Here is a 24,159-nt window from a genome sequence, read left to right on the forward strand (position 1 = left end):
TAGCGCAGCCCCATCGCCTGCACCGACTCCGCGACCTTGCGCGGCTCGGTGCGATCCAGCTCCGCAGGCCTGCCCGTGTCGATCTGACAGAAATCGCAACGCCGGGTGCACTGATCCCCACCGATCAGGAACGTGGCCTCACGGTCTTCCCAGCACTCGTAGATGTTGGGACACCCGGCCTCCTCACAGACCGTGTGCAAACCCTCACGACGGACAAGACCCTTGAGTTCAGTGAACTCCGGCCCCATCTTCGCCCGCGTCTTGATCCACGAAGGCTTCTTCTCAATCGGCGTCTGGCTATTGCGGACCTCCAGCCGCAACAGCTTCCGACCCTCCGGCGCCGCGGTCATCGCGCGAGGTCGGCGTAGAGGGGGTGCTTCTTGGCGAGCAGCTCGACACGGGCACGCAGCGTCTGCCGCACGTCGTCGTCGAAGTCCGGTTTGAGTGCCTCGGCGATGATGTCGGCGACCTCGGTGAAGTCCTCGGCGCCGAAGCCGCGGGTGGCCAGCGCCGGGGTGCCGATGCGCAGCCCCGAGGTCACCATCGGCGGGCGCGGGTCGAACGGGACCGCGTTGCGGTTGACCGTGATCCCGACCGAGTGCAGCCGGTCCTCGGCCTGCTGACCGTCCAAAGCGGACTGGACGAGGTCGACGAGCACGAGGTGCACGTCGGTACCGCCGGTGAGCACCCGGACGCCCGCCTCCGCGGTGTCCGAACGCGACAGCCGGTCGGCGAGGATCTTCGCGCCTTCCAGCACACGCTGCTGACGCTCGCGGAACTCCTCGCTCGCGGCGATCTTCAGCGCGACGGCCTTGGCGGCGATGACGTGCTCCAGCGGCCCGCCCTGCTGACCGGGGAACACCGCCGAGTTGATCTTCTTCGCCAGCTCCTGACGGCACAGGATCAAGCCGCCGCGCGGGCCGCCGAGGGTCTTGTGCGTGGTCGTGGTGACGATGTCGGCGTGCGGCACCGGCGAGGGGTGCAGCCCGGCCGCGACCAGGCCGGCGAAGTGGGCCATGTCGACCATGAGCTTGGCGTCCACCGCGTCGGCGATGCGCCGGAACTCGGCGAAGTCGAGCTGACGCGGATAGGCGGACCAGCCGGCGATGATCAGCTTCGGCTTGTGCTCGACGGCCAGGCGTTCGATCTCGGCGAGGTCGACGATGCCGGTCTCTTTGTCGACATGGTAGGCGACGACGTTGTAGAGCTTGCCGGAGAAGTTGATCTTCATCCCGTGCGTCAGGTGGCCGCCATGCGCCAGGTCGAGGCCGAGAATGGTGTCGCCCGGCTTCAACACGGCGAACATCGCGGCCGCGTTGGCCTGCGCGCCCGAATGCGGCTGGACGTTGACGTGCTCTGCGCCGAAGAGCGCCTTCGCGCGCTCGATCGCGAGCTGCTCGACGACGTCGACGTGCTCGCAGCCGCCGTAGTAGCGGCGGCCGGGGTACCCCTCGGCGTACTTGTTGGTCAGCACCGAACCCTGCGCCTCGAGTACGCCCTGCGGGGCGAAGTTCTCCGAGGCGATCATCTCCAGGGTGGTCTGCTGGCGGGTCAGCTCGTCGGCGACCGCGGCGGCGACCTCCGGGTCCACTTCGGACAGCGGCGCGTCGAACGTGGTCATGGGTCAGGCCTCCTGGGTCAAAACCGCGTAGGCGGCGGCGTCGAGCAACTCCGGCAGGTCACCGCTGGTGCGTACCCGCAGCAGCCAACCCTGGCCGAACGCGTCGTCGTTGATGACCTCGGGGGTGTCCGAAGTGGCCTCGTTCACCTCGACGACCTCACCGCTGACCGGCGAGTACAGCTCGCTGACCGACTTGGTCGACTCGACCTCGCCGAACACCTCGCCCGCGGTGACCTTGTCGCCGACCGACGGGAGCTGGACGAAGACGATGTCGCCGAGCGACTCGGCGGCGAAGGCGGTGATCCCGACCGTGGCGACGCCGTCGGCGACGCTCAGCCACTCGTGATCCTTGGTGTAGGACAGGTCCTGGGGAATGCTGGTCATGAGAAAGCCTTTCGATGTGCCCGGCTGGTCAGGGCGGTCAGGAACGCTTGTAGAACGGGAGGGCGACGACCTCGACGGGCTCGATCCGCCCGCGGATGTCGACGGAAAGCCCGGTGCCGGGCTCGCTGTGTTCCCGGTCGACGTAGGCCATGGCGATCGGGTAACCCAGCGTCGGCGACAGCGCACCACTGGTGACCTCGCCGATCTCGGTCTCGCCCGCCAGCACTCGGTACCCGTGCCGCGGCGCGCGGCGCCCGGTGCCCTTGAGGCCGACGCGCACGCGCGGGACGTCGGCCTTGGCCAGCTCTTCGAGTGCGGCCTTCCCGACGAAGTCGCCGGGCTTCTCGAACTTCACGACCCGGCCCAGCCCGGCCGCGAACGGGTTCAGCGCACGGGTGAGTTCGTTGCCGTACAACGGCATTCCCGCTTCGAGCCGCAGTGTGTCGCGGCAGGCGAGGCCGGCCGGGAGCAGCCCGTGCTCCTGTCCCGCCTCGGTCAGCAGGCGCCACAACGCCGGTGCCTCGGCGGCGGGGACGAACAACTCGAAGCCGTCCTCGCCGGTGTAACCGGTGCGGGCGAGAAGGACCTCATGCCCCTTCACCGTGGCCGGGACGCTCGCGTAGTACTTCAGCGAGTCCAGATCCGCGTCGGTGACGGAGCGGAGGATCGCCACCGCGTTCGGGCCCTGGACGGCGATCAGTGCGACGCTCTCGGAGCGGTTGTCGACCACGGCGTCGAACCCGGCGACCCGCTCGGCCAGCGCCTCGGCGACGACGTCCGCGTTGCCCGCGTTCGCCACCACCAGGAACTTCTCGTCGGCGAGCCGGTAGACGACCAGGTCGTCGAGCACGCCGCCGTCGGCGTCGCAGATCATCGTGTAGCGGGCGCGGCCCGGCTTGACCCCGGACAGGTTGCCCACCAGCGCGTAGTCCAGCGTCGCCGCGGCCTGCGGGCCGGTGACCTCGATCTCCGCCATGTGCGAGAGGTCGAACAGCCCGGCCGCGGTGCGCACGGCTTTATGCTCGGCCAGTTCGCTGCTGTACCGGACCGGCATCGACCAGCCCGCGAAATCGGTGAACAGCGCACCGAGTCCTTTGTGGACTTCGTGCAGGGAGGTTTCCTTCGACACGGGTTCAGCCTTCGTAAGCGTTGAGGGGCGGGCAGGAGCAGACGAGGTTGCGGTCGCCGTGGGCACCGTCGATCCGGCGCACCGGCGGCCAGTACTTCGTCTTGCGCGAAACCCCGGCGGGGAACACGGCGAGCTCGCGGTCGTACGGTTTGTCCCACTCGCCGACCAGCGCGCCGGCGGTGTGCGGGGCGTTGCGCAGCGGACTGTTCTCCGCGGTCCAGCGGCCCTGCGCCACGCCATCGATCTCCTCGCGGATGGCGATCATCGCGTCGCAGAACCGGTCGATCTCGGTGAGGTCCTCGCTCTCGGTCGGCTCGACCATGAGCGTGCCTGCCACCGGGAACGACATCGTCGGCGCGTGGAAACCGTAGTCGATCAGGCGCTTCGCGACGTCGTCGACGGTGACGCCGGTTTCCTTCGTGATACCGCGAAGATCGAGGATGCACTCGTGGGCGACGAGGCCGTCCTGCCCGGTGTAGAGAACCGGGTAGTGCGGGCCGAGCCGCGAGGCGACGTAGTTCGCGGCGAGCACCGCGACCTCGGTGGCCGCGGTGAGGCCGGGCGCGCCCATCATCCGGACGTAGGCCCACGAGATCGGCAGGATCGAGGCCGAGCCGTAGGGCGCGGCGCTGATCGGGCCGACGCCGGTGTCCGGCCCCGCGACGTCCAGCAGCGGGTGGTTGGGCAGGTACGGCGCGAGGTGCGCGCGCACCGCGACCGGGCCGACGCCGGGGCCACCGCCGCCGTGCGGGATGCAGAACGTCTTGTGCAGGTTCAGATGCGAGACGTCGCCGCCGAACTCGCCCGGCTTGGCCAGCCCCAGCAGAGCGTTGAGGTTCGCACCGTCCACATAGACCTGTCCGCCGCCGTCGTGCACGATCTTGGCGAGCCGCTCGATGCCGTGCTCGTAGACCCCATGCGTGGACGGGTAGGTGACCATGATCGCGGCCAGCGTGTCCTTGTGCGCGTCCACTTTGGACTGGAGGTCGTCGAGGTCGACGTTGCCCTCGGCGGTGCACTTGACCACGACCACGCGCATCCCGGCGAGCACCGCCGAGGCGGCGTTGGTGCCGTGCGCGGACGACGGGATCAGGCACACGTCGCGGGCGTCGTCGCCGTTGGCGCGGTGGTAGGCGCGGATGGCCAGTAGCCCGGCGAGTTCGCCCTGGCTGCCCGCGTTCGGCTGGAGCGACACCTTGTCGTAGCCGGTGACCTCGGCCAGCCAGCCCGACAGCTGCTCGACGAGCACGTGGTAGCCCTCGGCGTCGCCGGCGGGCGCGAACGGGTGGATACCCGCGAACTCGCGCCAGCTGATCGGCTCCATCTCGGTGGTGGCGTTGAGCTTCATGGTGCACGAGCCAAGCGGGATCATGCCGCGGTCGAGCGCGTAGTCCTGATCGGACAGACGACGCAGGTACCGCAGCATCGCCGTCTCGGACCGGTGCGAGCCGAAGACCTCGTGGCTCAGGTAGCCGCTCTCGCGGGCAAGCCCGTTCGGCAGCGCCTTCTTGCTCTCCTCCGGCGCGGCTTCGACGCCGAACGCACGCAGCACCTTCGCGAGGACGTCCGGGCGGGTGACCTCGTCGCAGGCGACGCGGACGTGGTCGGCGTCGACGTGGCCGAGGTTGATGCCGCTTTCCCTCGCCGCGGCGTGGATTTCGGCCGCCTTGCCGGGCACGCGCGCGACGACGGTGTCGAAGAAGCCCTCGTGCACGACCTCGACGCCGCCCTGCCGCAACGCCTCGGCGAACCCGGCGGCCAGGCCGTGCACCCGGGCGGCGATGCGCTGCAGGCCGTCCGGACCGTGGTAGACCGCGTACATCGCGGCGAGCACGGCGGGCAGCACCTGCGCGGTACAGATGTTGGACGTCGCCTTCTCGCGGCGGATGTGCTGCTCGCGGGTCTGCAACGCGAGGCGGTACGCCGGATTGCCGTCCGTGTCGACGGAGACCCCGACGAGACGGCCGGGCAGCGAACGCTCCAGTCCACTTCGGACGGACATGTACCCGGCGTGCGGGCCGCCGTAGCCGAGCGGGACACCGAAGCGCTGCGTCGAGCCGGCCGCGACGTCGGCGCCGAACTCACCCGGCGAGGTGATGAGGGTCAGGGCCAGCAGGTCGGCGGCGACGGTGAACAGCGCGCCCGCGGCCTTCGCCGAACCGGAGATCGCGTGGTAGAAGCCGGGACCGCGCAGCACTCCGGACGCGCCGGGATACTGGACGACGACGCCGAAGAACTCCTCGGGCAGCCCGGTCAGCAGGTCGCGGACCTGGACCTCGATGCCCAGCGCCTCGGCGCGGGTGCGGACCACGGCGATGGTCTGCGGCAGGCATTCGGCGTCGAGGACGACGACGTTCGACTTGGACTTCGAGGCGCGCCGCATGAGCGTGACCGCCTCGGCGACGGCGGTGGCCTCGTCGAGCAGGGAGGCGTTCGCGGTGGCCAGGCCGGTGAGGTCGGCGACCATGGTCTGGAAGTTGAGCAGGGCTTCGAGACGGCCCTGCGAGATCTCCGGCTGGTAGGGCGTGTACGCGGTGTACCAGGCCGGGTTCTCCAGCACGTTGCGGCGGATCACCGGCGGGGTCACGGTGTCGTGGTAGCCGAGGCCGATCATCTGCGTCATCGGACGGTTACGCGCGGCGAGCGCGCGCAGTTCGGCGGTGGCGTCCTCTTCGGACGCGGCGGCGGGGAGATCGAGGCCGTGAGCACTGCGGATGGCGGACGGGACCGCGGCGGCGACGAGCGCGTCGAGGCTGCCGTAACCGCATTCGGCCAGCATCTTGGCCTGTTCGGCCACCGATGGGCCGATATGCCGGGTGTCGAACGGTGTCGATGTGATGGGGAGCTCCTCGGGCCGGGCACTGGGTAGACCGGTGCGCTGGAACTCCCCCTCTGTCATGGCACCTGAGAGTTTCACCGTGCGTTCCTGATCGAACACAGCACGGCTTTCACCTTGGGTGAGGCGTGGGTACGCCTGCTTTCCAGAGTGGCCTCGCACGAAGCGGTAGTGGATACCTGAGAGATTCCGGGGAGTTTGCTCCTTCGGTGCCCCACCACGTTCGTGAGGACTCTCCCGCTCCGGCTCGACGGCCCGATCTGTAGTTGTCGCGCATACCGTACCCGGCGGCTTCACCCCCCGTCCACTTCTCCCCGCCCACACCACACCGGCGATCTCACGTGATTGAACGGCGACCTCACGTGACTGAACGGAGATCTCGCGTGTTTGGCCGGGGTCCCCGTCCGATCACGCGAGATCTCCGTCTGATCACGCCAGGTCGCCGTCGGATCACGCGAGATTGCCGTTACAGCGGGGTCACGTAGGCGCCGGAGATGCCGCCGTCCACGAGGAACTGGGAGGCGGTGATGAAGCTGGCGTCGTCGCTGGCGAGGAAGGCGACGGCGGCGGCGATCTCCTCCGGCTCGGCGAACCGGCCGACCGGGACGTGCACGAGGCGCCGCGCGGCCCGTTCGGGGTCCTTCGCGAACAGCTCCTTGAGCAGCGGGGTGTTCACCGGCCCGGGGCACAGCGCGTTGACCCGGATGTTCTCGCGGGCGAACTGGACGCCCAGTTCGCGGCTCATCGCGAGCACGCCGCCCTTGGACGCGGTGTAGGAGATCTGCGAGGTCGCCGCGCCCAGCACCGCCACGAACGACGCCGTGTTGATGATCGAGCCCTTCCCCTGCCGCTGCATATGCGGCAGGACGGCCTTGCAGCACAGGTACACCGAGGTCAGGTTGACCTGCTGGACCTTCTGCCACGCGTCGATGCCGGTGGTGAGGATCGAGTCGTCGTCCGGCGGCGAGATCCCGGCGTTGTTGAACGCGACGTCGACCGAGCCGAACTGGTCCACTGTGGACTGGAACAGGGCCTCGACCTGCTCGGCGTCGGTGACGTCGGTCTGCACGAACACGCCGCCGACCTCGTCCGCCGCGGCCTTGCCCGGCTCCGGCGCGACGTCGGCGATGACGATCTTCGCGCCTTCGCTCGCCAGGCGCCGCGCGGACGCCAGACCGATCCCGCTGGCCCCGCCGGTGATCACCGCGACGCGGCCCTCGAAACGCTGCACCATCCCTATTCCTCCGTGCTCAGAAAGACGTTCTTGGTCTCGGTGAACGCCGTCGCGGCGTCCGGCCCGAGCTCACGGCCGAGACCGGACTGCTTGAACCCGCCGAACGGGGTCCAGTACCGCACCGACGAATGCGAGTTGACCGAGAGGTTCCCCGACTCGACGCCGCGGGAGACCCGGAACGCTCGGCCGACGTCGCGGGTCCAGATCGACCCGGACAGTCCGTACTCGGTGTAGTTGGCCATGTCGACCGCGTCGGCCTCCTCTGCGAACGGGACGACGGCGACGACCGGGCCGAAGATCTCGTCCGTGGCCAGGGGGTCTTGGAGATTCGGCGGGGTGACGACGGTCGGCGCGAACCAGAACCCCGGCCCGTCCGGCGCGCTCCCCCGGAAGGCCACCGGCGTCCCGGCACCGACGTAGGACGCCACCTTCGCGTGATGCGCGGCCGAGATGAGCGGTCCCATCTCGGTCTTCTCCGACCCCGGATCGCCGACGACCACGCCACGCACGGCGGGTTCGAGCAGCTCCATGAACCGGTCGTACACGCTCGACTGCACGAGGATCAGCGAACGCGCGCAGCAGTCCTGACCCGCGTTGTCGAAGACCCCGTACGGCGCGGTCGCGGCAGCTTTTTCGACGTCGGCGTCGGCGAAGACGATGTTCGCGTTCTTCCCGCCCAGCTCCAGCGTCACGCGCTTCACCCGCGCCGCGCAGCCCGCCATGATCCGCTTGCCGACCTCGGTCGACCCGGTGAAGACGACCTTGCGTACTGCCGGATGCTCGACGAACCGTTGTCCCACAACGGATCCCTTGCCCGGCAGTACCTGGAAGACGTCCTCGGGGATACCCGCCTCGCGCGCCAGTTCGGCGAGCCGGATCGCGGTCAACGGCGTCAGCTCGGCGGGCTTGAGGACCACGGTGTTCCCGGCCGCGAGAGCGGGCGCGAAACCCCAGCCCGCGATCGGCATCGGGAAGTTCCACGGCACGATGACGCCGACGACGCCGAGCGGCTCGTGGAACGTGACGTTCACCCCGCCTGGCACCGGGATCTGCTGGCCGATCAGGCGTTCCGGCGCGGCGGCGTAGTAGTTCAGGACGTCACGGACGTTGCCTGCCTCCCAGCGCGCGTTGCCGATCGTGTGCCCGGAGTTCGTGACCTCCAACCGCGCGAGGTTCTCGATGTCGTTCTCGACGGCGTCGGCGAAACGACGCAGGATCCGGGCACGGTCGCCCGGAGCGACGTCACGCCAGGCGGGGAACGCGGCCTGCGCGCGGGCGATCGCCGCGTCGGTCTCCTCGGCGCTGGTCAGCGCGACCGACCGCACCACCTCTTCGGTGGCGGGGTTGATGACATCGAACGTCATTCGTTCTCCTTACCGGCGGCCGCCACGAGGGCCGCGAAGAGCCGGAGGTCGTCGGTGTCCTGTTCGGGATGCCATTGCACCCCGAGGACGAAGTTCCCGCCGGGCAGCTCGGCGGCCTCGACGGTGCCGTCGGCGGCCCAGCCGACCGGGACCAGCCCGTCGCCGAGCCGGTCGATGGCCTGGTGGTGGTAACACATCGCCTTGGTTTCCGCGCCGAGGATCGCCGCCGCGCGGGACCCCTCGGCCAAGGTGATCGTGCTGGTCCCGAACGTGGCGGGCGCGGGCTGGTGCTCGCGGCTCCCGGTCGCCTCCGGCATGTCCTGGGTCAGCGTGCCGCCGAGCGCGACGCTGATCACCTGGAGGCCGCGGCAGACGCCGAGCACCGGAACCCCGGCCTCGATCGCCGCGCCGAGCAGGCCGAACTCGAAGGCGTCGCGATCGGGCCTGGTGTAGGTCTTCTCGTGCGGCTCCTGGCCGTACCGCGCCGGATCGACGTCGGCGCCGCCGACAAGCACGATCCCGTCCACAGTGGACACCAGCCGATCGTAGGCGTCGGTCACCGGTGGCAGGAGCACGGGAATCCCGCCCGCAGCGGCCACGCAGTCGACGTAGACCCGGTGCAGGAGCGCGGCTTCGGTGTCCCAGACGCCGAATTTCGCGGGCTCGATGTAGGTCGTCAGGCCGATGACCGGCTTCCGCCGACGTACTTCCTCCCGCGGAGGCGGCGAAGAATCAGAGGCGCTCGAAACCACGAATGCGCTCCCAATCGGTGACGGCCTTCTCGAAGGCCTCGCGTTCGATCTTCGCCGCGTTGAGGTAGTGCCGGTGGACGTCGTCACCGAACGCCCGCTCGGCGAGTTCGCTCGCCGCGAACTCGCCGATGGCCTCGCCGATCGTGGCGGGCACCCTCGGCAGCACGGAGGAATCGTAGGCGTTGCCGGTGAACTCCTCCTCCAGCGGCAACTCGTTCTCGATGCCGTGCAGCCCGGCGGCGATGAGCGCGGCGACGGCGAGGTACGGGTTGACGTCGCCGCCGGGCACGCGGTTCTCCACCCGCAGCGAATCACCGTGGCCGACCACACGCAGCGCGCACGTGCGGTTGTCCGTGCCCCAGGCGATACCGGTCGGCGCGAAGCTGCCGCGCACGAACCGCTTGTAGGAGTTGACGTTCGGCGCGAAGAAGTAGGTCAGCTCGCGTAGCCCGGCGAGCTGACCGGCGAGGAAGTGCTCCATCAGCTTGGAAAACCCGCCCGGCCGGTCACCGGCGAGCACCGTGCCGCCTTCGGCCGAGCGCAGGCTGACGTGGATATGGCAGGAGTTGCCCTCGCGCTCGTCGTACTTCGCCATGAAGGTGAGGCTCTTGCCCTCCTGCGCGGCGATCTCCTTGGCCCCGGTCTTGTAGATGCTGTGGTTGTCGCAGGTGGTCAGCGCGTCGGCGTAGCGGAAGGCGATCTCCTGCTGGCCGGGATTGCACTCTCCCTTGGCCGACTCGACGTACATGCCGGCGCCGCCCATCTCGCGGCGGATGCGGCGCAGCAGCGGCTCGATCCGCGCGGTGCCGAGCATCGAGTAGTCCACATTGTACTGATTGGCGGGCTTCAGCCCCTGGTAGCGCTTGTCCCACGCGGCTTCGTAACTGTCGTCGAAGACGATGAACTCCAGCTCGGTGCCGACGTACGCGGCGAGCCCGCGTTCGGCGAGCCGGTCGAGCTGGGCACGCAGGATCTGCCGCGGCGACACCGTGACCGGCCCGCCCTGCACCCGTTCCACGTCGGCGAGCACCAGCGCCGTGCCCGGCTGCCAGGGGATCAGCCGCAGCGTGTCGAAGTCGGGCCGCAGCACGAAGTCGCCGTAGCCGGTGTCCCACGACGAGATGTCGTAGCCGTCGACGGTGTTCATCTCGACGTCGACGGCTAGGAGGTAGTTGCACGCTTCGGTGGCGTGCGGCACCACCTCTTCGAGGAAGTACTCCGCGGCGCAGCGCTTGCCCTGCAACCGGCCCTGCATGTCGGTCATCGCGACGAGCACCGTGTCGATCGTCCCGTCGGCGACCAGCGTGCGCAGCTGATCGAGGGTGAGCATGCCTTGTCTCCGCGCCATCGGCCACCCCAAAGGTTTGAATCGAATCCTTTGCGGGTTCTTCCTACCGGGTGGCCGCGCACGGGTCAACCGGAACAAAGGTATGAAGCTGAACCTTTGAATCCTGCCGCGGCAACCCTCGGACATACCGGCCGGAATGTCCGTGATGTCCGGCTGAGAAGAGTCTGTGAATCCCGCCCGCGTGGGACCATTTGGGGAGCGTCGCACGTTGTACGGGGCAGGAGAGGTGAGATCGATGACCACAGCATTCACGCAGAGCTCGGTGAACCCGCAGCAGGCACGTCCGCAGCTGCCCACGATGCCCACCGGCTGGCCGATCGGTTCCTACGAGTCGTACGAGCAGGCCCAGCGGGCGGTCGACCACCTCGCGGGCACCGACTTCCCGGTGACCGACGTGACCATCGTCGGCGTCGAACCGGTGCTCGTCGAGCGCATCGCGGGCCGGATGAACTGGCGCAGGCTGCTCGGCAACGCGGCGATGTCCGGCGCGCTGTTCGGCCTGTTCCTCGGCCTGGTGCTGAGCATGCTGAACCCCGGCGCCGGGCTCATCCCGATCGGGATCGGCCTCGTCGCCGGTATCGGGTTCAACCTGCTGTTCGGCGCGCTGGGCTACGCGGCCAGCCCGAACAAGCGGGGGTTCGTCTCGCAGAGCCAGCTGGTCGCGCGCCGGTACGACGTGCTGAGCCAGCCGCGCAACGCCGAGAAGGGCCGCGAGCTGCTCGCCGACCTCGCCGCACGTAGCGCCTTCGGCCACTGACGCGCCCGCCGGATCACCGTGCTGGGGAGCGGCCCCGACCGCCGCTCCCCAGCACGTCCGCTACCGGGTCGGCGGAGCGGAGCTGGACGGCGGTGTCGCCGGCGCCGAGGAGGACGGAGCCGCCGGGGCGCTGGAGGTCGGCGCGCCCGGGCTCGGGCTCGGCGTCGTGCCCTTCGGGATCGCGGCGCTGAACGGGATGTCGGTCCGTTCCCGGCAGACACCGCGGTAGCCGTTGTAGCCGTTGACGCGCCCCCTGTTGTCGGTGACGCCCTGGTCGAGCCACGGCCGCGGGAACTTGTTGTCCGCGCCGACCCGCATCTTGCTGCCTGTCCCCGGTTCGCAGGCGAAACGGCTCATCGTGAGCGGCCGTCCCTCCTCGTCGTAGAGGTAGACCTCGGTCAGCGGCTTGCCCTGCGCGTCGAACGCGTAGACGTTGTCGACCGACTCGTTGCCGTACTGCAACTGCTTGCTGCCGTACGAGTCGCTCGTGGTGGTCGTGGGATACGAACTCGGGCTCGAGCCCCATGAGGTCCGACCGGCGACCAGATCGACCGCGGCACCGAACCCGCCGAGCATGCCCCCGACGACGAACGCCGAGATCGGCACGGCCACCCACAGCAGCCGCCGGTCCTTGCCCAGCTTCGCACCCGTCCAGATCGCCGCGATCGCGGCGGCCAGCAGGAACGGCAGCAGCAGCGCCGCGTACCGGTGCCGCAGCATGAGCAACAACCCGAAGCCGACCAGCACGGCCGCGCACACCAGCCACCACGCCGGGCGCAGCGAACGCAGATAGCCCAGCACCTTTCCGCGGTCCCGATTGTCCTCAGTGGACACGAGCCGCTCCTTGGCCCAGACGACCTCCGGGAGCGCCAGCACGGCGGCGAGACCACGCTTGAGCAGGAAATACACGCTCAGCACGAAAACCGGCGCCAGGAAGGCCAGGCCGAGCAGCGCGTCCGGATCGACCCGCACCGCGGCGGCGAACGCGAACATCGCGAGCCCAGCCGCGCAGAACACCAAGCCCCACAAGGCGAAGCGCGGCCCGAACAGGCTCGGCGCCTTCGCTCCCGGCGTCGGCAGCACGGTCGTCGCCGCTTCGGACGGCGGCGGATACCCGCCCGCCGACCGCAGCTCCGCCGCGTAGCTCTCCGGCGTGCCGAGCCGTTCGATCAGTGCCTCGACCTTGGCGTCGGCGCCCAGCTCGGCCTCCATCTCGGCGAGATGCGGCCGGACGTCCTCCAGGATTTCCTCGATCTCACCGGCGGGCAGGTCAGCGAGCGCCGTCCGGACCCTCGCCAAATACACCCGCACGGCGGTCGGCCGCTCACTCATGCTGCCTCTCCCTGTCCCAGCAAAATGTCCATTGTGGACGCGAACCCCTGCCATACCTTCATGGACTCGGCGAGCCGGGTCCGTCCCGGTTCGTTCAGGCTGTAGTACTTGCGGTGCGGCCCTTCCTCGCTCGGAACCACGTACGACGTCAGCAGCCCCGCCTTGTACAAGCGGCGCAGCGTGCCGTACACCGACGCGTCCCCCACGTCCTCCAGGCCGGCGATTCTGAGTCTTCGCAGGACGTCGTAGCCGTATCCGTCGTCCTCGCGCAGCACCGCGAGCACGGCGAGATCGAGCACGCCCTTGAGTAGCTGACTGATCTCCACCCGATCCCTCCAGTCTTACGCGTCAGAAGGTACCACGCATTGCGCAGTAGTGTGCACAGCAGTGCGCCGATCGGCACGAGAGCGTATCTCTCAGACCGGAAGGCCCAGGTCAGCACAGGTCTTGCGGCGGATCTGCTCGACGACCCCGGAGTGTCGCCAAGCATGCGTCACCTGGACGAGCCAGGCGGCCTCGGCGGCGACATCGGCCTCCGGCGACTGCCTTGCGGGGGTGTCCTCGGTTTGGTAGCGCCGATCCGCCTCGTTCGCGAGCAGCGCGGCGGCAAGCGCGGCCGCCTCGACCGTGGCGGCGATCAACCGTTCTGGCAAGCCCTCGCGACGTGCCCGCGCTTCGGCCAGCGCCGGGATCCCCGGGTCGAAGTACGGCCGCAGCGCGAGGTGTCCGTCCCGGATTTCGATGACTCGCCGGTACAACGCGAACTCGACACCACCGGGCAGGCCACGTCCGGAATCGAGGGCGATCCCCGGAACGGCGTCGCGCAGCGCGGCCCACAACGGTTCGATGCGGCGATAAGCGTGATACGCGCGAAGCCAGCGAAGCGGCGCGCTCAGCGATGGCCCCCAGACGCTGAGCGTCGCGCCGGCGACCGCGAAGCCGACACAGCCCGCGGCGAGGATCGCCGAGTAGACGTCCTCGCTGGCGTTCACCTTTCCGGTGGCGATCAGCCTGCCGATGTCGTCGATGCCCCAGAACGTCCACGCCAGCGCGGACACCGCGCCGCCGACGATGAGCCACAGCCCGGTCCGCAGCGGCCCCGGCTCGGCGAGACGCGCGAAGCGGCCGAACACGACGATGAACGTCGAGAGGCTGACGACACCGTAGACGATGAAGAGCATCAGGTACGCGACGAGATACCAGAGCCTGCCGGGACCCGCGACGGTGTCCTCACCCGCCCGATGCGTCCGCGCGAGGAAGAACAACACCACTTCCCCGGCGATCACGACGCAGGTGAGCAGCACGTGCCAGCCAGGCCTGGCGTGCACGCCCAGCCGCATCGAGCGGGCGAACGCCACCGCGAAGGCCATCGCGCCGATCTTGAACAGGTCCGAGGCGAGATTCACCAGGCTGGCGAACGGCTCCCGCCCCGCCACCACCGACTCCATCGCGGGCGTGAGCACGAGGATTCCCGCCGCGATGCAGATCCCGAAGCCGGACAGGCACCACATCCGCCGCGCGGGCTGGGTACGCCGCGCTTCGACGAGCTTGAAGCTGAAACCGGCGAAGCCGAGCACGCAGCAGTAGTAGGCCAGTGTTTCGATCACGAGGACCCGCGACGGGGCTTGCTCCCGAACAGGGTGTCCAGGCGGGCCATCCCACCGGCGAGGTCGCTGTCGCGTTCGTCGGACCTCGCCGGTGCGGGGGCACTTTCGCCGCGGGCCACCCGGTGCGCGATGAGCGAGGCCAGCAGTTCGGCCTCCTGCTCCTCGACGGCGGTGTACGTGGTCCTGCCGAGGACACGGCGGACGAGTTCCGGTGACAGGTTCGGCATGAGCGCCCGGCTGGCGGCGGCGTCGATCGCCGCGCCGGCGGCGCCACCACCGGGCGCGGTGGAACCGACGTGCCCGCACAGCAGATGCCCGACCTCGTGCAGCAGGATGTGCCGCCGGTGCAGGGCGGTCGTGTTGGTCGGATAGAGGATGTAGTCGGCACGCTCGGTGCTCATCAGCAGACCGCAGGGCCCGCCGGACGGCGCGTTCACCGGCATCAGCTCGATCGGGCGCCCGCGCCGGGCCGCGATCGCGGCCACGAACCGTTCGGCGTCGAACGGTTCGGGCAGGGTCAGCGTGCCGGCCAGCCTGCGGCACCGCCGCCAGAGCTGCTTGCGCTGCCGGTCCCGCACGGCTCAGGCCTCCTTGTGCTGGCCGCCGCGGCCGGCCTCCCTGCGGGCGATCGCGTCGATCATGTCGCTGATCGTGTCCAGCCCGTCGGCCGAGAGGGTCACCGCGCGCAGCGCGACGTCGCGGACGCCGGCGTCGCGCAGCGCACCCAGCAGGGCCAGCTCCTCGGCGATCTTGGTGCTCTGCTCGTCGTCGAAGAAGTATGCCGGAGGAACACCGAAGAACTGCGCGAGCGCTTCGAGATGCCGTTTGGTCGGGTTGTCGCGGCGGCCGGTGCGCAGCTGCCAGAGGTAGGTGGTGGAGAAGCTCTCCCCCGTCGCCTCGCGGCAGGCCTTGGCGACCTCCTCGTGGCTGTAGGACTCACGATCCGGCCTGCGCACGACGTCGAACAGTCTGTCGATCTTGTCGGCGAGCGTCGACTTGCCGGGTTCGGTGGCCACCATCACTCCCTCAACGGCGCTGTAGTGCGCGTTTTCATCCTAGTTGATGAAGACGCTGGTCGCATCAACGCGAGTTACCACGCGGCCGCGGCTGGCATCGCGGGCAGGAGAACGACGACCGGTTCATGAACGGCTCGCGGCGGATCGCCGTGCCGCATCGGCCACACGGCAGGCCTTCCTGTCCGTAGGCGTCCAGCGACCGGTCGAAGTAGCCGGACTGGCCGTTTACGTTGACGTACAAGGCATCGAAGGACGTCCCGCCCGCGCCGAGCGCCTCGGCCATGACGTCCGAAGCCGCCGTCAGCAGCGCCCTGGTCCGGGCCGCGGTGAGCTTGTCCGTCGGCCGCGCCCAGTGCAGTTTCGAACGCCAGAGCGCCTCGTCGGCGTAGATGTTGCCGACGCCGGACACCAGCGTCTGATCCAGCAGCGCGCGTTTGACCTCGGTGCGGCGCGAACGCAGCGCCTTCACCGCGACGTCGAGATCGAACGCCGGATCCATCGGATCCCGCGCGATGTGCGCGATCGCCGAGGGCAGCCGCGTCCCGTCGACCTCGACCAGATCGTCCAGCGCGAGACCGCCGAAGGTGCGTTGATCGACGAACCGCAGCTCCGGGCCGTCGTCGGCGAAACGGATCCGGACCCGCAGATGCTTTTCGTCCGGCGCGCCCTCGGGCTGGACGAGCATCTGCCCGCTCATCCCGAGGTGCGCGAGGACGGCCTCTTCCGCACCGAGCTCCAGCCACAGGTACTTGCCGCGGCGGCGCACCGCGTCGATCCGGACGCCCGCGAGACGGCCGGTGAAATCCTCCGCGCCGAGCGCGTGACGACGGATCGCCCGCTCGTGGAGTACCTCGACCTTGCTGATCGTGCGACGCTCGACATGCGCCTCGAGGCCGGCGCGAACCACCTCGACCTCGGGAAGTTCAGGCATACGCCCATTCTGGCGCAAGGCTCAGGACGAGGAGCCTTCGCCGTCGCTCTCTTCGGCCTGCTTCGCGGCCGCGATCTCGTCCGTGAGCGCCCGCCACGCCATCTCGGCGGCCTTCTGCTCGGCTTCCTTCTTGGTGGAACCCGTGCCACGCCCGTAGTCCCGGCCGCCGACGAGCACCGTGGCGGTGAACTCCTTGCGGTGGTCCGGACCGGTGTCCTCGACCCGGTACTCGGGCACGCCGAAACCGGCCGACGCGGTCAGCTCCTGCAGGCTGGTCTTCCAGTCCAGCCCGGCGCCCCGCCTCGGCGCCTCGGCGAGCAGGCCGTCGAAGAGGTGGTGCACCAGCTTCCGGGCGACCTCGATGCCGTGCTGCAGGTAGACAGCACCGATGACGGCCTCGAGACCGTCGGCGAGGATGCTCGCCTTGTCCCTGCCACCGGTGAGCTCCTCGCCCTTGCCCAGCAGCAGGTGTGCCCCGAGGCCACCCTCGCCGAGCCCGCGCGCCACTCCCGCCAGTGCGTGCATGTTGACCACACTGGCGCGCAGCTTCGCGAGCTGACCCTCGGGCAGCTCGGGGTGAGTGGTGTAGAGGTGGTCGGTGACCACGAGGCCGAGCACCGCGTCGCCGAGGAACTCCAGCCGCTCGTTGGGCGGGAGGCCGCCGTTCTCGTAAGCGTAGGAACGGTGGGTCAGCGACAGCCTCAGCAGCTCGGGGTCGAGAGTGACCCCGAGCGCCTCGAGCAGTGAGATGGGATCGACCGCGGGTCCGTTGGGTGTCTTACCCCCCATGACCGGCTACCCGGATCAGGCGGGCTCGACGACCTGGCGGCCGTTGTGCTGGCCGCACGACGGGCACGCGACGTGCTGGAGCTTCGGCTGCTTGCAGGCGCGGTTGGAGCAGGGCACCAGCTGAACCGGAGCCGCCTTCCACTGGCTGCGGCGCGCGCGCGTGTTGGATCGCGACATCTTCCGCTTCGGGACGGCCACGAGTAGATCTCCTTAAGACGGTCTGCCCGCGGTCAGGCGAGCGAAACTAGGCTTGCTGTCCGGGGCCGTCCACGGGCTTTTCACCCGCGTTCTCGTCGAAACGCTCGACCAGTGCGGCCCACCGAGGGTCTATCTTCTCATGCCCGTGTCCGGGCTCGAGATCGGCCCACTTGACGCCGCATTCGGTGCAGAGTCCGGCGCAGTCCTCGGTGCACAGCGGGGCCAGCGGCAGGGCCAGCACGATCGCGTCGCGGACGATCGGCTCCAGGTCGATCCGGTCGTCGACCAGGCGGGGAATCTCTTCCTCCTCCGTGGTCTCCTCGGTCGACGAGCCGGGGTAGGCGAAGAGCTCGGTGAGCTCGACCTCGACGTCCTCGGTGATCGGGTCGAGGCAGCGCGAGCAGGCGCCGCTCGCCGTCGCCGTGGCGGTGCCGGTGACCAGCACGCCCTCGACGACCGACTCGAGCAGCAGATCCAGCTCCAGCTCGGCCCCGGCCGCGATGGTGATCACCTCGGGCACGCCGAGCTCGGTGTCCAGCGGCACGGTGCGCCGGACGGCGCGGCTGAGACCGGCGTGCCGGCCCAGCTCACGGGTGTCGAGCACCCACGGGCTGCGGTCGTCGAGCGACGCGGGCCGGGAGTGCGAAGTCTTGTTCTCGGACATCCTCACCAGGGTACGCAGCGCCCGCCACCCCTTTCGAGCTGGGCGGGCCTGGTCTGAAGGGCGCCTTCGGTGCGCTGGGCGCGCTGAAGGGCGCTTTCAGTGCGCTGGGCGCGCTGAAGGGCGCTTTCAGTGCGCTGGTTGCACTGAAAGCGCCCTTCAGCACATCGTGACCCCGGGGGAATCAGACCTGGTAGTCGTACAGGGTCGGGCGGCCACCGCCGGAGACGTTGGACGGCGTGCGCAGGTGGTTGCGGCCGGAGTCGACCGTCCGCAGCGTCGTGGCCAGCAGCTCGGAGAACTCGGCGAGCTTGCCGTCGACGTAGGCGTCGCATTCGCCGCGCTGCCGGTCGGCCTCGGCGTGGGCCTCGTCCACGATCCGCGCCGACTCCGCGTGCGCGGCCTGCACGACCTCGGTCTGCGCGACGAGCCGGGCCTGTTCGGCGCGGCCGTCCTCGATCGCGCGGTCGTAGGCGTCGCGGCCGGCCTGGATCATCCGCTCGGACTCGGCACGGGACCGCTCGGTCAGGTTCTGGAACTCCGCCTGCCCCGCCGCGACCATCCGTTCGGACTCGGCGTGCGCGTCGGCCATCATCTGCTCGGCGCGGGCGCGGGCGTCGGCAAGGATGCGCTCGGCCTCGGCGGACGCGTCCGCCACGGTGCGTTCCGCCTCGCCGTTGGCACCGGCGACGGTGTCGGACGCCTCCTTGCGCGCGGCCAGGAGCAGGTCGTCACGCTTGTCCAGGACGTCCTGCGCGTCGTCGACCTCGGCAGGGAGCGCGTCCCGCACGTCGTCGAGCAGCTCGAGGACGTCGCCACGGGGCACGACACAACTGGAGGTCATCGGCACGCCGCGTGCCTCCTCGACGATCGTGACGAGCTCGTCGAGCGCCTCGAATACCCGGTACACGGCAACTCCCTCTGCAGAGCATCCCCGTTCGCTGACCTCAAGTCTGCCCGCTGGCTCGCCTGAACCGGTGAAAGCACGCGGTACCGGGCGTGTCCTGCGTCCGAGAACACACCCGGCACCCGCGGCTCAGACGTCGATGACCTGGAACGTCTTGTAGTGGTCGCCGGTGTAGAAGTACTCGTGCTTGCTGCCGGTCACGATGCGCCGGGTGCCGCGCGTCGGGGCGCCCGGGGTGATCACCGTGTACTCGTGGTAGTAGCTCGACGCGCAGGCCGGGAGGACCTTCTCCTTGTTGGTGAACACCGAACCGTCCTTGCCCGGGTACGGGAACGGGCCGTTGGACTGGATCAGCTTGTAGGTGTCGTCGGCCTCCTTGGGCAGCGAGGCCAGCTTGACGTGCTGGTAGCCACTGAGGTCACCGCACTTGTTCTGCAGGGCGCCGAACGAGGCGGGGGCCGAAGCCGCCTCCGCGGCGGTGACCCCGCCGAACAGCCCGAGCACCAGTGCGAACAGGACAGCGAAGATGCGCGATCGGTTGTTGGTCATTTTCGGACCGTAACCCGATCGTGTGACGTACAGAACATGTCAAGGTGAACTCTCGCGGATCGCCCCGAGATTCCCTACGAACGTCGTCCGCCGATCAGGGCCGATTCGCGAATTTCTCGGACAGCCGCTCGAAGACTATGGGCGGGACCAGCGCCTCGACGTCGCCGCCGAGCCCGGCCACCTCCTTGACCAGCGAACTGGACACGAAGCCGTACGCCGGGTTGTTCGCCATCAGCAACGTCTCGAGCCCGGTCAGCTCGCGGTTCATCTGCGCCATCTGCAGCTCGTAGTCGAAGTCGCTGACCGAGCGCAGCCCCTTGGCGACCGCGGCGATGTCGTTGTCGCGGCAGTAGTCCACCAGCAGCCCCTGCCACGAGTCGACCCGCACGTTCGGCAGCTTCGCGGTGATCTCGCGCAGGATGTCCATGCGCTCCTCGACGGAGAACAGGCCCTTCTTGTTCTTGTTCACCCCCACCGCAACGACCACTTCGTCGAACAGCAGGGCAGCTCGCTCGATGATGTCGAGGTGCCCGTTGGTGGCCGGGTCGTAGGACCCGGGACAGACCGCACGCCGCATGCGCGGACGCTATCAAGCCGGACGGCGCCGCGCGCGTCTGTGACGACTGCGTCACACAGGACGGCACACAGGACGTCACACCGCGCCCTCACACCGCCGCGAACTCGGCCCAATACAAGGCGGTGTCGCCGTAGCGCTTCGTCCGCGTCGCGGCGTATCCCGGCGGCCAGGCGGGTTCGCCGTCCCGGGCTGCCCGCTCGATCACCACGAGCGCGCCGTCACCGACCCAGCCGCCATCGGCCAGGGAAGCCAGCACGGTGCCGAGCCCGGCGGCGTCGACCGCGTACGGCGGATCGGCCAGCACGACGTCGAACGCCTCTGGCGCCGGAGCGGACACGACCGTCTCGACCTGTCCCGCCCGGACAGTGCCGCCGAGACCCAGCGCGGCGACGTTGCCGCGCAGCACGTCCACCGCACGACGGTCCGCCTCGACGAACAGCGCGTCCGCCGCGCCACGGGAAAGCGCTTCGAGGCCGAGCGCGCCCGAGCCCGCGTAGAGGTCGAGCACGCGAACGCCGTCGAGCTCGCCCGCCACCTCAAGCGCGTTGAACAGGGCTTCCCTGACCCGCTCCGACGTCGGCCGCGTCCCCTTCGGCGGCACCTTCAGCCGCCTGCCGCCCGCCTTCCCGGCCACGATCCTGGTCACCGTCCCATTGTCGCCCGGACACCGAATGTGGCGTTGGGCAGGACTTGCTGACCCTCCGGAGGTCAACGCGTAGAGTCGTCCTTCGCCCTCGTGAGGCGATCGAGTTGTCAAGGAGCATGCGTGTCCGAACCCCGGATCAGACGGGCAGAGATCGCCAGCGAGCAGGCCCACGTCGACAGGGTGTACACCCGCCTCGCGGAATTGCGGTCCCAGGCCGAGGCGATGCGCTCGAAGGGCTACGAGATCGGGCAGGGCGCGCAGCGCGAGGCGATCTTCGAGCAGGCGTCGATGCTGTTCGAGCGCGACATGATGGTCTACCACGCCAACCAGACCCTGCAGACGCTCGACGCCGAGTACGAGGGCCTGGTGTTCGGGCGGCTCGACCACCTCGACCGCGAGCACATCTACGTCGGCCGCCTCGGCATCCGCGACGCCGAGTTCGACAACCTTGTCACCGACTGGCGCGCCCCGGCCGCCGCGGCGTTCTACCAGGCCACCGCCGAGGAACCGATGGACGTCGTGCGGCGGCGCGTGATCCGCTGCTCCGGCCAGAACGTGCTCGACGTCGACGACGACGTCCTCATCGCCGACGCCGTCCCCGAGGACATGCCGATCGTCGGCGAAGGCGCGCTCATGGCCGCGCTGGGCCGTTCGCGTGGCGAGAAGATGCGCGACATCGTCGCGACCATCCAGAAGGAACAGGACGAGGTCATCCGCGCGCCGTGGCGCGGCGTCACCGAGATCACCGGCGGCCCCGGCACCGGCAAGACCGCGGTCGCGCTGCACCGCGCGGCGTACCTGCTCTACCGCCACCGCCGTCAGCTCGGCGGCGCCGGCGTGCTGGTGATCGGCCCGTCCGGGGTGTTCACCAGCTACATCTCGCGGGTGCTGCCGTCGATGGGCGAGACGAACGTCGAACTGCGCGCGCTCGGCGAAGTCCTCGACGGGCTCGAAGCGACGCGTCAGGACGCGGCCCCGCTCGCGGCGATCAAGGGATCGCTGCGGATGCGGAAGGTGCTGCTGCGCGGGCTGCGCGACACCCCGCCGGACGCTCCCGGCGAGATGCGCATCGTCTACCGCGGCGAGGTGCTGAAGCTCACGCACCGCGAGCTGGAGAAGGTGCGCCGCAAGGCACACACGCACGGCGCGCCGCCGAACCGGTCGCGGGTGCGCACCGCGGAGCTGCTGCTGGAGGCGCTTGCCACGAAGGCCGAGGAGCACGCGAAGGCCGACGGGCGGCAGATCGACAGGGCGGAGCTGATCACCGACCTCGGCGAGCGCATCGAGTTCCACCGGTTCCTCGTGGAGTGGTGGCCGATCCTCTACCCCGCCCAGATCCTCAGGTGGCTCGGCGACGAGAAGCGCCTCGCGTCGGCGGCCAAGGGCATCCTGTCCCGTAACGACATCACGATGCTCGCCGCGGATTTCGCGGACCGCTCGCGGGGCTGGTCGGTGGCCGACATCGCACTGCTCGACGAGCTGCGTGTCCTCATCGGACAGCCGCCGAAACGCCGTCGCAGGAACCAGCCGGTGGTCGAGGTCGAACCGCAGCGGGGTGGTGCGCCGCACCGTCCCGAGCACTACGACGAGTACTCGCACGTGGTCGTCGACGAATCGCAGGACCTGTCCCCCATGCAGTGGCGGATGGTCGGGCGGCGCGGGAAGTACGCGAGCTGGACGGTCGTCGGCGACCCGGTGCAGAGCTCGTGGCCGGACCCGGCCGAAGCGGCGCAGGCGCGCGATCAGGCGTTCGGGCTCAAGACCACGCGACGGCGGTTCACGCTGCGGACGAACTACCGGAACTCGGCGGAGATCTTCGAACTCGCGGCGCGCGTCGTCGTGGGACACGCGGAGGCGGACGAACTGCCGATCGCCGTGCGGAAGACGGGGATCACCCCGGAGGTCCGCGCCGTCGGGAAGGCCGCCCTCGAAGGGGCCACGCAGGACGCGGTGAAGGAGCTGCTCGGCGCCGTCGAGGGCACGGTCGGCGTGATCACCGCGATGGACAGGGTGCCCGAGGTGTCCGGCTGGCTGGCCGGGTACGCCGACGACCGGCTCAAGGTCGTCGGCAGCCTCGACTCGAAGGGCCTGGAGTACGACGCCGTCGTGCTCGTCGAGCCCATCGACCTGGTCACCGAGTCGACCACCGGCCGCCGCGTCCTCTACGTCGCGCTGACCCGGGCCACCCAGCACCTGACGGTCCTCGCCTCCGACCCCGACTGGCTCCCCGCCTGAGCACGCGAGATCTCCGCCTGATCACGCGAGATCTCTCGCCACGCACGCGAGACCTCCGGCTCGGTACCGGGGCGGGACTGGAGACTTCGCGTGCATGCGGGGAGAACTCGTGTGATTGAGTGGAGATCTCGCGTGATCGGGAAGAGATCACGCGTGATGGGCGTTGGTCCGGGGCGTGAGTTCCGTATCAGGGGTGCCGCTGTCCGTGCTCGATCTGTCTCCCGTGGTGAGCGGGGGTGACGTCGGCACGGCGCTGCGCAACAGCATCGACCTCGCGAAGGTCGCCGAAGGGCTGGGCTTCCGGCGCTACTGGCTCGCCGAGCACCACAACATGCCGGGCATCGCCAGCTCCGCGACCGTGGTGCTGATGAGCCACGTCGCCACCGCCACCGAACGCATCCGCGTCGGGTCCGGCGGGATCATGCTGCCCAACCACGCCCCGCTGATCGTCGCGGAGCAGTTCGGGACCCTGGAAGCCTTCCACCCCGGCCGGATCGACCTCGGCATCGGCCGCGCGCCCGGTACCGACCAGCGCACCGCGCTCGCGCTGCGCGGCCCCGGCGGCCTGAGCGCCGAGAACTTCCCCCAGCAGCTGGGCGAGCTGCTCGCCTACTTCGAGCACTCGGACACCCGCGGGGTCAACGCCGTCACCGCCGAGGGCAACCGGCCCCCGGTCTGGCTGCTCGGGTCGAGCGGGTTCAGCGCCCAGCTCGCCGGGCGCCTCGGCCTGCCCTTCTCGTTCGCACACCACTTCGCCGCCGAGAACACCATCCCCGCGGTCAGGCTCTACCGCGAGAACTTCCAGCCGTCCGAGGTGCTCGACAAGCCGTACGTCATGCTCGGCGCGTCCGTCTTCGCCGCCGACACCGACGAGCGGGCGCGGTTCATCGCCGGCCCCAGCGGCCTGACCTTCCTCAGCCTGCGCCGCGGCCGCCCGATCCCGCTGCCGACGCCGGAAGAGGCCGCCGAGTACCCGTACACCGAGATCGACCGCGTCTTTCTCGAAGACCGGTTCTCCTCCAGCATCATCGGCTCGCCCGAGACCGTCCGAAAAGGACTGGAGCAGCTGCTCGCGGACACCGATGCCGACGAGCTGATGATCACGACCATGACGCACGCGCACGAAGACCGCGTCCGGTCGTACGAGATCGTGGCCGACCTCGCTCGCTGAGCAGAATTGCGGAATTCTTTTCCGGTGGGGACAACAACCGAATAGGCGTTTATCAGGAACCAACAAGAATTTCGGGGTTACCGGGCCGTGACCACGTGATCATGCCCAAGTTCTT

General features: G+C 69.5%; 23 protein-coding genes, 2 pseudogenes and 1 riboswitch. Of the genes and pseudogenes, 3 read left to right on the top strand and 22 right to left on the bottom strand.

Annotation, left to right across the window (positions count from 1 at the left end):
- The 9 genes and pseudogenes from ACFW0G_RS30575 to ACFW0G_RS30615 all read right to left on the bottom strand — a co-directional run.
- Window positions 1–350, bottom strand: a pseudogene (locus tag ACFW0G_RS30575) (lipoyl synthase); the annotation flags it as partial.
- Window positions 347–1,621 (bottom strand): serine hydroxymethyltransferase, encoded by a 1,275-nt coding sequence (glyA, locus tag ACFW0G_RS30580; RefSeq protein ID WP_378328897.1) that lies wholly within the window; start codon window positions 1,619–1,621, stop codon window positions 347–349. The pseudogene ACFW0G_RS30575 and the gene glyA, both read right to left, overlap by 4 nt.
- A 3-nt stretch (window positions 1,622–1,624) precedes the next feature.
- Entirely contained in the window at window positions 1,625–2,005 is a 381-nt protein-coding gene (gene gcvH / locus ACFW0G_RS30585) for a glycine cleavage system protein GcvH (protein ID WP_378328898.1), read from the bottom strand.
- A 37-nt stretch (window positions 2,006–2,042) separates the two neighbouring features.
- On the bottom strand, window positions 2,043–3,134 hold the full coding sequence (gcvT, locus tag ACFW0G_RS30590) for a glycine cleavage system aminomethyltransferase GcvT (protein WP_378328899.1): 1,092 nt from the start codon (window positions 3,132–3,134) through the stop codon (window positions 2,043–2,045).
- Window positions 3,135–3,138: 4 nt separating this feature from the next.
- Complete coding sequence (gcvP, locus tag ACFW0G_RS30595; RefSeq protein WP_378328981.1) at window positions 3,139–5,973, bottom strand: aminomethyl-transferring glycine dehydrogenase; 2,835 nt, start codon at window positions 5,971–5,973, stop codon at window positions 3,139–3,141.
- 153 nt (window positions 5,974–6,126) lie between these two features.
- Window positions 6,127–6,220: riboswitch (glycine riboswitch) on the bottom strand.
- Window positions 6,221–6,436: 216 nt separating this feature from the next.
- Window positions 6,437–7,204 carry a 3-oxoacyl-ACP reductase gene (locus ACFW0G_RS30600; protein ID WP_378328900.1) on the bottom strand — a complete coding sequence of 256 codons (768 nt, stop codon included), beginning with the start codon at window positions 7,202–7,204 and terminating at the stop codon, window positions 6,437–6,439.
- Window positions 7,205–7,206: 2 nt separating this feature from the next.
- Entirely contained in the window at window positions 7,207–8,568 is a 1,362-nt protein-coding gene (locus ACFW0G_RS30605) for an aldehyde dehydrogenase family protein (protein ID WP_378328901.1), read from the bottom strand.
- Window positions 8,565–9,320, bottom strand: a complete 756-nt coding sequence (locus ACFW0G_RS30610; protein ID WP_378328902.1) for a gamma-glutamyl-gamma-aminobutyrate hydrolase family protein — start codon at window positions 9,318–9,320, stop codon at window positions 8,565–8,567. Before ACFW0G_RS30610 ends, ACFW0G_RS30605 begins: the two co-directional genes overlap by 4 nt.
- The gene (locus ACFW0G_RS30615) at window positions 9,301–10,650 is read right to left on the bottom strand and encodes a glutamine synthetase family protein (protein ID WP_378328903.1); all 1,350 of its coding nucleotides are present in this window, start codon (window positions 10,648–10,650) and stop codon (window positions 9,301–9,303) included. The genes ACFW0G_RS30610 and ACFW0G_RS30615 overlap by 20 nt, the downstream gene beginning before the upstream one ends.
- A 253-nt stretch (window positions 10,651–10,903) precedes the next feature.
- Between ACFW0G_RS30615 and ACFW0G_RS30620 the strand changes: the two genes are divergently transcribed.
- Window positions 10,904–11,425: a general stress protein gene (locus tag ACFW0G_RS30620; RefSeq protein ID WP_378328904.1), complete on the top strand. Its 522-nt coding sequence runs from the start codon at window positions 10,904–10,906 to the stop codon at window positions 11,423–11,425.
- A gap of 60 nt (window positions 11,426–11,485) precedes the next feature.
- On the opposite strand, the gene ACFW0G_RS30625 is transcribed toward ACFW0G_RS30620, so the two are convergent.
- From ACFW0G_RS30625 to rsmD, 13 genes and pseudogenes are all read right to left on the bottom strand, one after another.
- On the bottom strand, window positions 11,486–12,757 hold the full coding sequence (locus ACFW0G_RS30625; protein WP_378328905.1) for a DUF1700 domain-containing protein: 1,272 nt from the start codon (window positions 12,755–12,757) through the stop codon (window positions 11,486–11,488).
- Entirely contained in the window at window positions 12,754–13,083 is a 330-nt protein-coding gene (locus ACFW0G_RS30630) for a PadR family transcriptional regulator (protein ID WP_378328906.1), read from the bottom strand. Before ACFW0G_RS30630 ends, ACFW0G_RS30625 begins: the two co-directional genes overlap by 4 nt.
- 90 nt (window positions 13,084–13,173) lie before the next feature.
- On the bottom strand, window positions 13,174–14,364 hold the full coding sequence (locus tag ACFW0G_RS30635; RefSeq protein ID WP_378328907.1) for an MAB_1171c family putative transporter: 1,191 nt from the start codon (window positions 14,362–14,364) through the stop codon (window positions 13,174–13,176).
- On the bottom strand, window positions 14,361–14,942 hold the full coding sequence (locus ACFW0G_RS30640) for a hypothetical protein (RefSeq protein ID WP_378328908.1): 582 nt from the start codon (window positions 14,940–14,942) through the stop codon (window positions 14,361–14,363). The genes ACFW0G_RS30635 and ACFW0G_RS30640 overlap by 4 nt, the downstream gene beginning before the upstream one ends.
- A 3-nt stretch (window positions 14,943–14,945) precedes the next feature.
- Window positions 14,946–15,383 (bottom strand): helix-turn-helix domain-containing protein, encoded by a 438-nt coding sequence (locus ACFW0G_RS30645; RefSeq protein WP_378328909.1) that lies wholly within the window; start codon window positions 15,381–15,383, stop codon window positions 14,946–14,948.
- Window positions 15,384–15,444: 61 nt separating this feature from the next.
- Window positions 15,445–16,311: a bifunctional DNA-formamidopyrimidine glycosylase/DNA-(apurinic or apyrimidinic site) lyase gene (mutM, locus tag ACFW0G_RS30650; RefSeq protein WP_378328910.1), complete on the bottom strand. Its 867-nt coding sequence runs from the start codon at window positions 16,309–16,311 to the stop codon at window positions 15,445–15,447.
- A 21-nt stretch (window positions 16,312–16,332) separates the two neighbouring features.
- Window positions 16,333–17,100, bottom strand: a complete 768-nt coding sequence (gene rnc / locus ACFW0G_RS30655) for a ribonuclease III (protein ID WP_378328911.1) — start codon at window positions 17,098–17,100, stop codon at window positions 16,333–16,335.
- A gap of 15 nt (window positions 17,101–17,115) precedes the next feature.
- Window positions 17,116–17,298 (bottom strand): 50S ribosomal protein L32, encoded by a 183-nt coding sequence (gene rpmF, locus ACFW0G_RS30660; RefSeq protein ID WP_345389129.1) that lies wholly within the window; start codon window positions 17,296–17,298, stop codon window positions 17,116–17,118.
- A gap of 46 nt (window positions 17,299–17,344) precedes the next feature.
- Window positions 17,345–17,962: a YceD family protein gene (locus tag ACFW0G_RS30665; RefSeq protein WP_378328912.1), complete on the bottom strand. Its 618-nt coding sequence runs from the start codon at window positions 17,960–17,962 to the stop codon at window positions 17,345–17,347.
- A 181-nt stretch (window positions 17,963–18,143) separates the two neighbouring features.
- Window positions 18,144–18,869 (bottom strand): DivIVA domain-containing protein, encoded by a 726-nt coding sequence (locus ACFW0G_RS30670; RefSeq protein ID WP_378328913.1) that lies wholly within the window; start codon window positions 18,867–18,869, stop codon window positions 18,144–18,146.
- Between the two features lie 129 nt (window positions 18,870–18,998).
- A pseudogene (locus ACFW0G_RS30675) lies at window positions 18,999–19,415 on the bottom strand (ribonuclease domain-containing protein); the annotation flags it as partial.
- 94 nt (window positions 19,416–19,509) lie between these two features.
- Window positions 19,510–19,992, bottom strand: coding sequence for a pantetheine-phosphate adenylyltransferase (gene coaD, locus ACFW0G_RS30680; RefSeq protein ID WP_378328914.1), 483 nt, complete (start codon window positions 19,990–19,992; stop codon window positions 19,510–19,512).
- 88 nt (window positions 19,993–20,080) lie between these two features.
- Window positions 20,081–20,638, bottom strand: a complete 558-nt coding sequence (rsmD, locus tag ACFW0G_RS30685; RefSeq protein ID WP_378328915.1) for a 16S rRNA (guanine(966)-N(2))-methyltransferase RsmD — start codon at window positions 20,636–20,638, stop codon at window positions 20,081–20,083.
- 120 nt (window positions 20,639–20,758) lie between these two features.
- On the opposite strand from rsmD, the gene ACFW0G_RS30690 reads away from it, so the two are divergent.
- Together ACFW0G_RS30690 and ACFW0G_RS30695 are read left to right on the top strand one after the other, a co-directional pair.
- Window positions 20,759–22,873, top strand: a complete 2,115-nt coding sequence (locus ACFW0G_RS30690; RefSeq protein WP_378328916.1) for a HelD family protein — start codon at window positions 20,759–20,761, stop codon at window positions 22,871–22,873.
- Between the two features lie 175 nt (window positions 22,874–23,048).
- A complete protein-coding gene (locus ACFW0G_RS30695; protein WP_378328917.1) occupies window positions 23,049–24,044 on the top strand; it encodes an LLM class flavin-dependent oxidoreductase in 996 nt (331 codons plus the stop codon).
- Window positions 24,045–24,159: the final 115 nt, after the last annotated feature.

Origin of the sequence: Amycolatopsis sp. NPDC058986, from assembly GCF_042741125.1 — a bacterium.
In the GTDB taxonomy this organism is placed as follows: domain Bacteria; phylum Actinomycetota; class Actinomycetes; order Mycobacteriales; family Pseudonocardiaceae; genus Amycolatopsis.

Bases quoted from the DNA above. Each gene is read 5' to 3' on its own strand.
- glyA (WP_378328897.1), bottom strand. From the start codon at position 1,621: ATGACCACGTTCGACGCGCCGCTGTCCGAAGTGGACCCGGAGGTCGCC.
- gcvH (WP_378328898.1), bottom strand. From the start codon at position 2,005: ATGACCAGCATTCCCCAGGACCTGTCCTACACCAAGGATCACGAGTGG.
- ACFW0G_RS30600 (WP_378328900.1), bottom strand. From the start codon at position 7,204: ATGGTGCAGCGTTTCGAGGGCCGCGTCGCGGTGATCACCGGCGGGGCC.
- ACFW0G_RS30605 (WP_378328901.1), bottom strand. From the start codon at position 8,568: ATGACGTTCGATGTCATCAACCCCGCCACCGAAGAGGTGGTGCGGTCG.
- ACFW0G_RS30615 (WP_378328903.1), bottom strand. From the start codon at position 10,650: ATGCTCACCCTCGATCAGCTGCGCACGCTGGTCGCCGACGGGACGATC.
- ACFW0G_RS30620 (WP_378328904.1), top strand. From the start codon at position 10,904: ATGACCACAGCATTCACGCAGAGCTCGGTGAACCCGCAGCAGGCACGT.
- ACFW0G_RS30625 (WP_378328905.1), bottom strand. From the start codon at position 12,757: ATGAGTGAGCGGCCGACCGCCGTGCGGGTGTATTTGGCGAGGGTCCGG.
- ACFW0G_RS30645 (WP_378328909.1), bottom strand. From the start codon at position 15,383: ATGGTGGCCACCGAACCCGGCAAGTCGACGCTCGCCGACAAGATCGAC.
- mutM (WP_378328910.1), bottom strand. From the start codon at position 16,311: ATGCCTGAACTTCCCGAGGTCGAGGTGGTTCGCGCCGGCCTCGAGGCG.
- rnc (WP_378328911.1), bottom strand. From the start codon at position 17,100: ATGGGGGGTAAGACACCCAACGGACCCGCGGTCGATCCCATCTCACTG.
- ACFW0G_RS30665 (WP_378328912.1), bottom strand. From the start codon at position 17,962: ATGTCCGAGAACAAGACTTCGCACTCCCGGCCCGCGTCGCTCGACGAC.
- coaD (WP_378328914.1), bottom strand. From the start codon at position 19,992: ATGCGGCGTGCGGTCTGTCCCGGGTCCTACGACCCGGCCACCAACGGG.